The sequence below is a fragment of the Arthrobacter sp. Sr33 genome (assembly GCF_054511195.1).
Genome location: NZ_JBTNDD010000004.1, coordinates 18,059 through 29,983, shown reverse-complemented (window position 1 = coordinate 29,983; position 11,925 = coordinate 18,059). Strand labels below are relative to the sequence as shown.

Genomic DNA, 11,925 nt, shown 5'->3' with positions numbered 1-11,925 from the left:
TGGGTGAGAATCGACCTACACACCCATTCAACCGTCTCGGACGGCACCGAAAGTCCTGCAGAGCTGATCAAGGCAGCGCTGGACGCGGAAATTGATGTGATTGCCCTGACCGATCACGACTCGACCGCGGGCTGGGCAGCAGCCGCAGCTGCGGCGCGTACCCATGGCGTGGCGCTGATCCCTGGCATGGAGGTGTCGTGCCGGACTGACACGGGTATCAGCGTTCATGTGCTCTCCTACCTGCACGATCCGCTACACCCCGGACTGAAGGCTGAAATCCTTCGGTCCAGGGACGCCCGACTGACGCGGGCCGAGCGAATGGTGGAGCGCCTTGGAGCCGACTATCCCATTACCTGGTCCGATGTGCAGGAGCACATCGCGGACGGGGCAACTGTCGGACGCCCCCATATCGCCGATTCTCTGGTGGCGCTGGGTATCGTTTCCAACCGGAGCGAAGCCTTCACCGATATCCTCACTGCCGCGTCCCCTTACTGGGTGGGCCACTACGCACCGCACCCCGCGCAGGCGGTGGAACTGATTCGCGCGGCGGGCGGCGTTGCGGTCTTCGCCCATCCGGTGGCATCGGCCCGCGGCCGGATCGTGGGTGACGATGTGATGGGCCAGATGATCGATGCCGGATTGCAGGGCCTCGAGATCGAACATCGCGACAACCCGGAGCCGGGACGCCGTGACCTGCGACGGATTGCTGCGGAGCATGGCTTGCTGGCCACTGGATCCAGCGACTACCACGGGGAAGGGAAACCGAACCGCCTGGGGGAGAACCTCACTGCCCCCGACGTGCTGGAGCAAATTGAGGCGTTGGCCACCGGGTCGGTAGTGGTTCGCTGAACACCTGCCTGCGCGAAGCGGGAACCGGTCAGCAGTAGGCGCCGAGCCTGGCCTTCATCACGTCGATCGCTTGGGGGTTTTGGTCAACGCAGACGAACCGGCGGCCCAGTTTCGCTGCCACCGCGCCGATGGTTCCGGATCCTGCGAAGAAGTCGAGTACCCAGTCACCCTCGCGGCTGCTGGCCGTGACCGCCCGGCGAAGGAGCCCCTCGGGTTTCTGGGTGGGGTAGCCGGTCTTTTCCCGACCGGTGGGGGAGACGATGGTATGCCACCAGACATCGGTGGGCAGTTTGCCCAGGGCAGCCTTCTCGGGGGTGACCAGCCCGGGCGCCATATAGGGCTCGCGGTCCACCCCTGCGCTGTCGAAATAGTAGTTCGAAGGGTTCTTCACGTAGACCAGAATGTTGTCGTGTTTGGCTGGCCATCGGCTCTTCGCGCGGGCGCCATAGTCGTAGGCCCAGATGATTTCGTTCAGGAAGCTGTCCCTGCCGAAAAGGGCGTCAAGCATCACCTTGACGTAGTGCACTTCCCGGTAGTCCAGATGCACGTACAGGGTGCCGTCGTCGGTGAGGAGCCGCCACGCTTCAGCGAGGCGTGGGGCCAGGAACTCCCAGTAATCCTCGAAGGCGTCGTCGTAGCTCGCCAGCATCCCCTTGACCGTCGAGTAGCTGTGCCCCTTGAAACCGACCCGGTCCCCGGTCCCATCAATGGTGCGGACCATCGACGTTTGTTGACGCCGTTGGGCCCGCCCCGTGTTGAAGGGCGGGTCAACGTAGATCATGGTGAAGGAATTGTCAGGCAGCGTCGGGAGGTAGTCGGCGTTGTCAGCGTGCACCACCAGGTTGCTGCCGTCCGGACGCCACAACGGCGCCGGCGCGGGGACGGACATGTTGTGCCTAGCCCTCGGCTCCGGCTGCAGGCTTGTTCACTACCTCACCGTTGCGGCTCCGGGTGCGGGAGCGGCTGCGGCGGGGACGGTCGGTGGCCGGTGCGTTGTCGGCACCCGATGCTGGCGCGCTGGCTGCCGTCTGGCGTGACGGTGCAGATTCTTCGGCTGATCCGCCCGAACGACGGCGGCGGTTGCCGGAGCTTTCGCCGGATTTCTGGGAGTCGCGCTGATCGGACGACCGTGAGCGGTCGCCGCCGCGTGAACGGTCACCGCCGCCGGACCGCTCCGAGCCGCGTCCCCTGCCGGAGCCGTGTGACTCGGGGGCTGCACGATGCTTCTTGCCCGTTTCGCCGAGATCCTCAAGTGTTTCGGCGTTGATGCCTGCGAGGGTCCGCTTGTCCCGGGGTAGCCGTCCCTTGGTGCCCTCGGGGATGTCAAGTTCCTCGTAGAGGTGTGGGGATGAGGAATAGGTCTCCACGGGCTCGGCAGCGTTAAGGCCGAGAGCCTTGTTGATCAGGCCCCAGCGTGGCATGTCGTCCCAGTCCACGAAGGTGACGGCTGTGCCCTTCTTGCCGGCCCGGCCGGTGCGGCCGACCCGGTGCAGATAGGCTTTCTCGTCCTCGGGGCACTGGTAATTGATCACGTGGGTGATGTCTTCCACGTCGATGCCCCGGGCTGCCACCTCGGTGGCCACGAGGACGTCAATCTTGTCTCCGCGGAAGGCCCGAAGCGCCTGCTCCCGGGCGCCCTGGCCCAGGTCTCCGTGGATCGCCCCGGCCGCGAAGCCGCGGTCAATCAGTTCCTCGGACAGCTTGGCGGCGGTGCGTTTGGTCTTGGTGAAAATGATGGTGCGCCCACGGCCCCGGGACTGCAGGATCCGGGCCACCACCTCGGCCTTGTCGAGGTTATGTGCCCGGTAGATGACCTGGCGGATATCCTTCTTGGTGATTCCCTCGTCCTCGGGATCAGCCGCGCGGATGTGGGTCGGCTGGGTCATGTACCGGCGTGCCATAGCTACCACCGGGCCGGGCATGGTCGCTGAGAACAGCATGGTCTGCCGTACAGCCGGGGTGCCGGCGATCAACGTTTCGACGTCGGGCAGGAACCCAAGGTCAAGCATTTCGTCAGCCTCGTCCAACACCACCAGTTTCACATTGGCGAGGGAGAGCAGCTTCTGGCGGTACAGGTCGATCAGACGGCCGGGGGTGCCGACCACGATCTCGGTGCCCTTCTTGAGCGCTTCGATCTGTGGCTCATAGGCGCGGCCACCGTAAATGGTGACGATCCGAGCGTGACGCTTCTTGGCGGCGGTGGTGAGGTCACCAGCAACCTGGACGGCGAGTTCGCGGGTAGGAACCACAATGAGCGCCTGGGGGGCGCCCGGCACAGGCAGTCGGTCGTAGCCGTCGTCCTTGGGGGCGACGACGCGCTGCAGGGCGGGAATACCGAAGCCGAGTGTCTTACCGGTGCCGGTCTTGGCCTGGCCGATGATGTCATGTCCGCCCAGGGCGATTGACAGGGTCATGGCCTGGATGGGGAACGGGTGGATAATCCCGGCATCAGCCAGGGACTCCACAATGTCTGCACGGACGTTGAAGTCCGCGAACGTTTCTTCGGCCTCTTTATGGGGCTCCTCGGTGGTTACCAGTGTCTCCTCGACGAAGATCTCGTCGTCGCTGTTGTCAGCATGGAGATGATGGGTGTCTGTCACCTGGGTGTTTTCAGTGTTCAATTAAATACCGTTCATTTAGGCCGTACGGCTGCTGGATCTCGACGGGTGGCTGACGTGTGGTCAGCCCGGAGGAACAGGCGCATGGCGTCCAGTGGAAGCCGATCGCGGGCTTACGACTGCAGGCCGGGGATTCGGACGAATCCTGTCGGCTAAGAAGAACTCAAGATCGCGTAGGTACTTGCGGGTCAGGGGTAACTTATCAGGGAATGATGAGTACGACCGGGCATCCATTACTACGCAGTAAACTCTACCCTGCCCCGGCCGGCGTGCCCGACACGCCGGGACCGGCCGGGCCATTGATCAGTTCGAAGCGGGTAACACGGGCATCGATGTCAGCACGTACCAGGCGTACCCGGACAGCCTCGCCGGCAACCAGGTCCCCCTCACACCTCGCCTCGAAGGCCGGGTTGGCCAGCTGGATGGTTCCGACGGGCAGATAGCCGTTCTGCGAGTTGCCGTTCGGCGGTTTGGCGCCGGAGATGACGACGGCGTCGAATTCCTGCCCCACCAGATTACTCAGCAACGCTGCCTCGACGGCGTCCAGTGCACCGCGTTCGAGCCGGGAGGAGAGTTGGTTGGACGAGTTCATTAGCGAGTTGAGTTCCGGAAGTGCGTCGCGCGCCCACGCCGGGACCTCGGTGTCGCCGCACAGGGCGGCGCAGATCACCAGAACGAAACGGTCAACCAGCCGCCGCAGCGGCGCTGTGGTGTGAGCATAGGGAGCGGCAATGGCAGCCTGGCTCATGGCGGCGGGGAGTTCGCCGTCGAACGCTGTATAACCGGCGCCCCTGAACAGGGACGCCGCCGCATGCATCAGTGAGAGCTGGCGGGGATCGGTGGTGTCAAGGCTGCGCAGGAATTCCCCGTACGCCATACCCTCCGGCCAGGGGGTGCCGAGCACCCGCGCCTGCTGGCGGAAGCGGGCCACGGACTCCCGGTCCGGCGGGGGCATGGTGCGCAGCACACCGATTTTTCCGTCGATCATCAACTGAGCGGCGGCCATCCCCGTCATCAGGGATATTTGTGCGTTCCAGTCCTCCGCCGGGAGCGGTGGCGACGTCAGAATGAAGTACCTGTCGCCGTCGTTGGCTATCTCCTGCTCGGGAAGGTTGAGGCTGGCGCCGCCACGGAGGCGTTCCAGCTCGATCCGTAGGAGCCCCACTTCCCGGAGGAGGAGCAGATTCTCGGGGGCGCCGCCTGAGTCGATGTCGCGCTGCACCTGTTCGTAGGTGAGCTGGGCCCGGCTGCGGATGAGGGCGCGTCGCAGGTCGGTGTCCTCGACCTCGCCCGCCTCGTTTAACTCGAACTGCCACACGTAGGCCGGGCGAACCAGCCCAGGCAGAAGACTGGCGGCGTCCTCGGAAATGATCTCGGGGTGGAGCGAGATCCTGCCGTCCGGGGCGTAGACCGTCTGGCCCCGGCGTCGGGCCTCCAGATCAATCGCACCACCCGGTGCCACGAATGCCGGCACGTCGGCGATCGCATACCAGACCCGGTACCCGGCCCCGCGGCGTTCCAGATGGACTGCCTGATCCAGGTCAATGGATCCGGGTGGATCAATAGTGATGAAGCCGAGGTCGGTCAGATCGGTATCCGGGCGGGAATGGTTCCTGACCGCGTGCTCAGCTTCGGCGAGCACCTCGGGCGGGAAGTCGGACTCGAGGCCCAACTCCTCCCGGAGGAGCTGCAGGGAACGGGTCAGCTGCAGCTGGGAATTCCGATTCGACAAATCAAGATGCGAGTACGGCACAATCTCAACCGTAATACACCGACCGACCGCCCACCGGATCGCGCGCAGCGCGCGTCACCGGGTTTCAGGCGTTCGGGCACCGGTACCCTTAACCCCATGAGTTCACTGCCGTCCTCCCCTCCCCAGCAGGCCTCCGACGAGCACACCGCCGGAACGCAGCCCCGGCTCCCTGCGGACCCCCGCTACGCACGGTTCATCGTTGACCTGTTCGGGGTGATGGCTTACGGCGAACTCTCAGGATTTGAGCGGCTGTCCTCAGACGCGCGTTTCTCTCCCACCCTCCATGACCGGGCCACCCTTGGCCGGTTGGCTGTCAAAGAGTTTGAGCACTTCGAAATGGTCAGCAACCATCTGGCTGTGTTGGGGGTGGACGTCGAGACCGCGATGTCCCCCTTCCAACCGTCAATCGATTCTTTTCACGAGCGAACCCGGCCAGCCGACTGGTACGAGTCGCTGATGAAGGCGTACGTGATCGACGCGATCTCCGACGACTTCTATACGGCGCTCGCCGGACGGCTGGATGCATCGACCCGAGAGCTGATCGGACGGATCCAGTCTGCCGATGAGCAGGGGCCGCTGCTGCAGGAACGGCTGCAGGAGGCACTTGCCGACGACCCGCGGTTGGCTTCCCGGCTGGCGCTGTGGGGCAGGCGACTGGTCGGGGAGGCTCTCACCCAGGCACAGCGCATCGGAATTGAGCGAGCATTCCTCGGCGCGCTGCTGTTCGCAGGAGCCGAAGAAGACCAGGAGAAGGAGACGCTGCTGTTGTTTTCCCAGCTCACCCGCAACCACTCCCGCCGCATGAGCCTGCTCGGCCTGACCGCTTAGTTAGCTTCAATCGGCCTGCGGCGGTTTTGTTTCCCCCGTCGGCGCCCTGCTGAGCGTGCGCCTGCCCATTTGCCTCAGGCCTGCGCCACGGCGCATTGCGCCGGTCGACATGCCGCTGACATTCTTCGGCGTCAGGCAGGCGAAGGCGAACGAATTTAGGTCCCGCAGAAAGTCCGGTACGCGCCGAAATCGTCGGGTGCGGCAGCAGCATAACGTTCCAGCCCGGGCCGCTCGTCGTAGGGCGAGGTTACGGCTTCCAGCAGTCGTTCAAACGGCACCAGATCCCCACCCGTCGCAGCTGCCAGGGCTTCCTCCACCAGATGATTGCGCGGGATGTAGACGGGGTTGAACTGGCCCATTGCGACGGCGTCTGGCCCAAGGGCACGCCAGCGGTGGAGCCAGGCGTCGACCCCTTCAGTATCGGCAAAGTGGGTCCGCGTCAGATCGGCGTCGCCCCGGGCGGCAGCGCCGAGGCTCCTGAAGAAGGAGGTGTAATCGACCCGATCAGCCTGAAGCAGTGCGAGTAGCTCATCGATCAGGGGCAGGAGCACCGAATCATCAGGGTTGCCGGCCAGGCCGAGTTTGGCTTTCATCCCGGTCGCCCACGCGTCGCCATACTGGCGACGGAACCCGCCGAGCGCGTCGGTGGCCATTGCGACTGCCTTCTCCTGATCCTCGTGGAGGAGGGGCAGGAGGGCTTCAGCAAGCCGGGCTAGGTTCCATTCGGCCACTACCGGCTGGTTGGCGTACGCATACCGCCCGCTCTCGTCGATTGAGCTGTACACCGCCGCTGGGTTGAATTCATCCATAAAGGCGCAGGGCCCATAGTCGATGGTCTCGCCCGAGATGGTCATGTTATCGGTGTTCATGACGCCGTGAACAAACCCGACCAGCATCCACCGAGCCACCAGGGCCGCCTGCGCAGCCATTACCGCCTCGAACAGGGCGAGGTAGGGGTGCTCGGATTGAGCGGCTTCGGGATAGTGGCGGGCTAGCGCGTGATCGGCTAGGCGGCGGATCAGGCCGACGTCGCCGGTCGCCTGGGCAAACTGGAAGCTACCCACCCGCAGGTGGCTGCCAGCCACCCGGGCGAGAACGGCACCTGGCAGGAGAGTCTCGCGGCGTACCTGCCGTCCGGTGGCTACGACGGCGAGAGCCCGGGTAGTGGGGATACCCAAGGCATGCATGGACTCGCTGATGAGGTACTCGCGGAGCATCGGTCCTACGGCCGCCAACCCGTCGCCCCCACGGGCAAACGGTGTGCGCCCGGAACCTTTCAGATGGAGATCGTGTATCCCGCCCGCAGGATCGGTGATTTCGCCGAGGAGAAGTGCCCGGCCATCACCGAGGCGAGGGGAGAATCCGCCGAACTGGTGGCCGGAATAGGCCTGGGCCACCGGGGTGGCACCCGGCGGCAGCAAAGTGCCGGTCAAAAGCCGCGAACCCTCGGCGGTCCGCAGCGACTCCGAATCGAGCCCCAGCTGGGCTGCGAGTGGGACGTTAAGGACCAGTAACCGGGGATCAGGCGCTTCGTCGGCCTGCCAGGGAACAGCCATTTCGCTCAGTTCCCGAGCGAAACGGTCGTCGAGGGTAACGGCTAGCTGCGGTGCGACACTCATCTAACGAGCGTACAGCGGGCACCGGGCGGGGTGTAGCCCGAATAAGTTTTCCACGCTAGTCATCAGCCACTCTCCTGAACGCCTCCGCTTCTTCCGTTTCACGGTGTCGTCCCAGCCACCAGGCAATGGCGATGGTGAGCAGTGTCGACGCGAGAATGGGGAGGGCCCAACTGAGCCAGAAGAGGGTCGGGTCATACCCCAGCCCCGTGAACTGCACGACGATCCATCCCAGTAGCCCCGAGACCAGGGCAATCCCGGGAAGGACCAGGGGGTTGTACCGCTGATGTCGTCGGTCGGTGATCCGCACGGCGAAGCCGATCACCAGGGTCGCGGCAGCGACGGCGATCAGTGTCAGCATGGTCGCCCCCGCCCGCCCCCAAGACCCGTTTAGAGTGCCCCGAAACCTACCCGGCGCGACTCTTCGGCACCGATTTCAACATAGCCGAGAACGTTCGAGGGGACGATCACGTGGCGGCCCTTGCTGTCGGCCAGCCGCAGTTCAGCCCCGCCGTTCATGGCCTTCGCGACAATGTCAGCAACCTCGTCGGCTGTCTGCTCGGATTCGAGAACGATTTCCCGATTGACGTTCTGGATACCAATTTTGATTTCCATGGCGGTTTCCTCCTGATGTTGCGGTAACTGGGTGGGTAAGTGCCCTCACTGGAACTTACTCTAGATTTCCTTGGGGAAGCGACTGATTCCGCGCCAAGCTAAACGGTAAATCAGCTCACTGGCAGCATCGATGTCCATGGTGCCGTCGGTCTCCAGCCAGTACCGTGCACTGACCTGCGCCATACCAGCAAGGCCGTGTCCCAGAAGGGTGGCTTCCAGATGGGACAGGTGGGTATCTTCAGCAATAACCCCGGCGATGGCATCAGCGAACCGGGCGTTGAACTCCTCGAGCCGACCACTGACGTCGGGGTCGTTGAACAAGTCAGATTCAAACACCAGCCGGTGGGCCTGACTGTCCTGGGCGATGAACTGGAAATAGGCGCGCATGGTTGCGTGGACCCGCAGCTTGTTATCGCTGGTGGACTGTAGCGCCTCGACAAGCAGTGCGGTCAGCTCAGCCAAATGATTCTCCAGCAGTGCCAGATACAGCTCTCGTTTGCCCGGGAAGTGCTGGTACAACACCGGTTTGCTGACCTTGGCCACCTCGGCGATCTCGTCCATCGCGGCACCGTGGTACCCGTTGGCAACAAACACTTCGTGGGCAGCGTTCAACAACTGACGCCTCCGCTCGTCTCGCGGGAGGCGTGTGGCTTTGCCGCCGGTCGGTGCTTCTGCGCTCACGCTTGGTTTGGCCTTTGATCGTTGGGACGGGTTCACTCTGGGGCGATGGCCCGGGGGAGTAGCCACCAGTTTACCCGCGGGTAACCTCGGGATGGCACGGCTGGCCTCCGATAGTTCAACGGGCATACATTTGATGCATGAGCTCACCTGTAGCAGGGCTTGACCCCCTGGTTGCCCCGCATGCAGATCTATCGCGTGAGGAGACCGAACGGTATTCCCGCCACCTGATCATTCCCGGTTTTGGTCTGACCGCCCAGCAGCGGTTGAAGAACGCCCGGGTGCTGGTGATCGGGGCCGGCGGGCTGGGCTCCCCGGCGTTGCTGTATCTGGCGGCAGCGGGCGTGGGCACTATCGGGATTGTCGACGACGACGTCGTCGACGTTTCGAACCTGCAGCGGCAGATCATTCACGGGGTGTCGAACGTTGGGCAGCCGAAAGCACAGTCGGCTGCGGAGAGCATCGCGGAGCTGAACCCGCTGGTGACCGTCCAACAGCATGTGGTGCGCCTGGACAACAGCAACGCGTTGCAGATTTTCGCAGAATACGATCTGATCCTGGACGGAACTGACAATTTTGCGACCCGCTACCTGGTCAGCGACGCCGCGGAAATCCTCGGCAAGCCCTATGTGTGGGGGTCGATTCTGCGGTTCGACGGCCAGGTGAGTGTGTTCTGGGCTCAGCACGGTCCGAGCTACCGTGATCTTTACCCGGATGCCCCGCCGCCCGGCTCGGTGCCGTCCTGCGCCGAGGGTGGAGTTCTCGGCGTCCTCTGCGCGCAGATCGGTTCGGTGATGGTCAACGAAGCGATCAAGCTCATCACCGGCACGGGGGTTTCCCTTTTGGGTCGGGTATTGATCTTCGACGCCCTGGAAATGACCTGGCGCGAGGTCCGGGTCCGCCGGGATCCAGACGCGGCCCCAGTAACCGAGCTGATCGACTATCAGGCGTTCTGCGGTCTGCCGGCCGGGAAGGCACCCGGTGTGCCCTCAGTCAGCGTGGTCGAACTGGACAAGTTGCTGCGCGAACGCGGGAGTGGAAGCAGGGACTTCGACCTCATCGATGTCAGGGAACCGGGTGAGTACGAGATCGTCAGCATCGACGGGGCCACCCTGATGCCCAGGAACTCAATCCTGTCCGGGGAGCGGGCGGTCAGCCGTGACAGGGACGTGTATGTGCATTGCAAGGCGGGCAGCCGGTCGGCTGACATCGTGCAGCACCTTCGCACGGCAGGACACTCCCGGGTCTACAACGTTGACGGCGGCATCCTCGAATGGGTCAAGCGGATTGAGCCCGACAAGCCGGTCTACTAGGCCCCCAGCCAGAAGTCAGGCGCCGTCGTCGAACACTTGTGCAGCTGTGGTGGATTTGCCCCGGGATGAGCGGCAGAGGCGGTCCAGGGCGGTCGGGGATGCAGCGACTCGATCGCCCGGAACGAAACTGCGAGCGTTACGCAGTGCCCGTCGCTGGCGGATCCTGCCGCACCGGGCAGCTGGCCTCAGCCGACTGGTCGGCAGGCGCCTCAAGGTCAATACCGTAGAGGGCTTCAAGAGCGGCCGCATAATCCTGCTGTCGTCCTTCGGCTGCCAGTTCCCGGGCGCGCACGGTTGGAACGTGGAGCAGTTGGCGGACCATCCTGCGGAGCGCGAACTCCACTTCCTCGGCGGCGGCCGTGCAGCCGTGTTGCGCCCTGACTTTCTGCATCTCAGATTCGAGTACCTGCTGGGTGTGCTTCCGCAAGGCAACGATAGCGGTGTCCATGGCCCGTGAGTTCTGCCGGTCCTGGAAAGAGCGGGCTGCTTCGGCCACGAGGGAGCTTGCCTGGCTGAGCGCTGCCGCCTGCTCGCTCGGCGCTGCGAGCCGGACCGACTCGAGGGTAATCAGTTCGACGTCGTCTAGGGAGCCCACCGCCGGGTCGAAGTCGTGGCTGAGGGCCAGGTCGACGACGATGAGCTGCTTGTCGACGCTGGCGCGAACACGCTCGACGTCGGCGGCCTCCACCCGGTTGTCGCTGCCGCTGCAACCCACCACAATATCGGCGGTAGCCAGTGCTGCCGGAAGGTCATCGGCGGTGAGGGCTACGCCACCGCGGGTGGATACGAAAGCCTCGGAGCGCCCGGAGGAGGAAAACACTGAGATGTCAGTGCAGCCCTTTTCCTTCAGCAGGGCCATCGTTGCACCGGCGTACGCGCCGGTCCCAAACACCACCACTGACTTGTCGGTGAATTCGCGGGTCAGCGACAGATCGGCGGCAAGCTCCAACGCCACTGAAACGATTGACCGGCCCTGGCTGCCCAGAGCCGTCTGCGCCCCGACGTCTTTGGCGGTGCGAGAGGCTTCCTGAAACAGCCGGACAAGAGGGCCACTGGTGGTGCCGTTGGCCTGAGATTCGATCAGGGCCCGGCGGACCTGCCCGGCGATCTCGCGTTCGCCAACCACAGCCGAGTCAAGGCCTGCTCCGACGGCAAACAGGTGGCGGGCCACGTCTTCACCGGTGCGTGTGGTGAACGCCGAGGATACCCAGCTTTCCGGCAACCCGGACAGTCCGCTGATGCGGGTGATGACTGCAGAGCGTGCGGCCTCGACGTCGTCTGCGGAGGCGGCATCACAGTAAATTTCGAGGCGGTTGCAGGTGGCCAGGGTGACCGCCCCTGAGACGGCGGGCCCGTCAGCGAGCACGGCGGATGCGACTTGGTCGGCGCCGACACTTAGTCGGGCGACGGTTTCCAAGTCCACATCGGAATGGGTTGCAACCAGAGATAGTAAAACCACAGCTCACTCAGCATAGCGAAACGTGCTTCCAAGGCATGAATAGGTATGCCTAAGTTCGGCGTCCTTTCGACCGTTCCGGCGATCCTCGGCGGGGTGAGGTTCGCCACCCGGCCAGCGCTTTTGCCCGGCCCCCGGAGAGGGGCAAGCCCCGCTGGTGTCCGGTGGGTTAACCGAAACCGCCCGAACTTGGCACAAT

General features: G+C 64.2%; 11 protein-coding genes. 3 read left to right on the top strand and 8 right to left on the bottom strand.

Annotated features, from left to right (window positions below):
* Window positions 1-3 precede the first annotated feature (3 nt).
* Complete coding sequence (locus ACX80T_RS06875; protein WP_459304059.1) at window positions 4-849, top strand: PHP domain-containing protein; 846 nt, start codon at window positions 4-6, stop codon at window positions 847-849.
* Window positions 850-877: 28 nt separating this feature from the next.
* On the opposite strand, the gene ACX80T_RS06870 is transcribed toward ACX80T_RS06875, so the two are convergent.
* From ACX80T_RS06870 to ACX80T_RS06860, 3 genes are all read right to left on the bottom strand, one after another.
* The gene (locus ACX80T_RS06870; RefSeq protein ID WP_459304058.1) at window positions 878-1,738 is read right to left on the bottom strand and encodes a DNA-methyltransferase; all 861 of its coding nucleotides are present in this window, start codon (window positions 1,736-1,738) and stop codon (window positions 878-880) included.
* 7 nt (window positions 1,739-1,745) lie between these two features.
* Window positions 1,746-3,470, bottom strand: coding sequence for a DEAD/DEAH box helicase (locus tag ACX80T_RS06865; RefSeq protein ID WP_443110847.1), 1,725 nt, complete (start codon window positions 3,468-3,470; stop codon window positions 1,746-1,748).
* Between the two features lie 247 nt (window positions 3,471-3,717).
* Complete coding sequence (locus ACX80T_RS06860; RefSeq protein ID WP_019481659.1) at window positions 3,718-5,220, bottom strand: RNB domain-containing ribonuclease; 1,503 nt, start codon at window positions 5,218-5,220, stop codon at window positions 3,718-3,720.
* A 96-nt stretch (window positions 5,221-5,316) separates the two neighbouring features.
* Between ACX80T_RS06860 and ACX80T_RS06855 the strand changes: the two genes are divergently transcribed.
* The gene (locus ACX80T_RS06855) at window positions 5,317-6,048 is read left to right on the top strand and encodes a ferritin-like fold-containing protein (RefSeq protein ID WP_459304057.1); all 732 of its coding nucleotides are present in this window, start codon (window positions 5,317-5,319) and stop codon (window positions 6,046-6,048) included.
* A 155-nt stretch (window positions 6,049-6,203) separates the two neighbouring features.
* On the opposite strand, the gene ACX80T_RS06850 is transcribed toward ACX80T_RS06855, so the two are convergent.
* Genes ACX80T_RS06850 through ACX80T_RS06835 form a run of 4 tightly spaced genes read right to left on the bottom strand, consistent with a single transcriptional unit; the run spans window position 6,204 to window position 8,960 of the window.
* Window positions 6,204-7,667: a protein adenylyltransferase SelO gene (locus tag ACX80T_RS06850; RefSeq protein WP_459304056.1), complete on the bottom strand. Its 1,464-nt coding sequence runs from the start codon at window positions 7,665-7,667 to the stop codon at window positions 6,204-6,206.
* A gap of 55 nt (window positions 7,668-7,722) precedes the next feature.
* A complete protein-coding gene (locus tag ACX80T_RS06845) occupies window positions 7,723-8,025 on the bottom strand; it encodes a hypothetical protein (protein ID WP_019481662.1) in 303 nt (100 codons plus the stop codon).
* 29 nt (window positions 8,026-8,054) lie between these two features.
* Window positions 8,055-8,279 (bottom strand): DUF3107 domain-containing protein, encoded by a 225-nt coding sequence (locus tag ACX80T_RS06840; protein ID WP_019481663.1) that lies wholly within the window; start codon window positions 8,277-8,279, stop codon window positions 8,055-8,057.
* Window positions 8,280-8,339: 60 nt separating this feature from the next.
* Window positions 8,340-8,960 carry a TetR/AcrR family transcriptional regulator gene (locus tag ACX80T_RS06835; RefSeq protein ID WP_237715215.1) on the bottom strand — a complete coding sequence of 207 codons (621 nt, stop codon included), beginning with the start codon at window positions 8,958-8,960 and terminating at the stop codon, window positions 8,340-8,342.
* A 137-nt stretch (window positions 8,961-9,097) separates the two neighbouring features.
* On the opposite strand from ACX80T_RS06835, the gene moeB reads away from it, so the two are divergent.
* Window positions 9,098-10,270 (top strand): molybdopterin-synthase adenylyltransferase MoeB, encoded by a 1,173-nt coding sequence (gene moeB / locus ACX80T_RS06830; RefSeq protein ID WP_459304055.1) that lies wholly within the window; start codon window positions 9,098-9,100, stop codon window positions 10,268-10,270.
* A gap of 136 nt (window positions 10,271-10,406) precedes the next feature.
* Here the strand turns inward: moeB and ACX80T_RS06825 are convergent, their stop codons facing one another.
* Window positions 10,407-11,729: a glutamyl-tRNA reductase gene (locus ACX80T_RS06825; protein ID WP_019481666.1), complete on the bottom strand. Its 1,323-nt coding sequence runs from the start codon at window positions 11,727-11,729 to the stop codon at window positions 10,407-10,409.
* Between the last annotated feature and the right edge of the window lie 196 nt (window positions 11,730-11,925).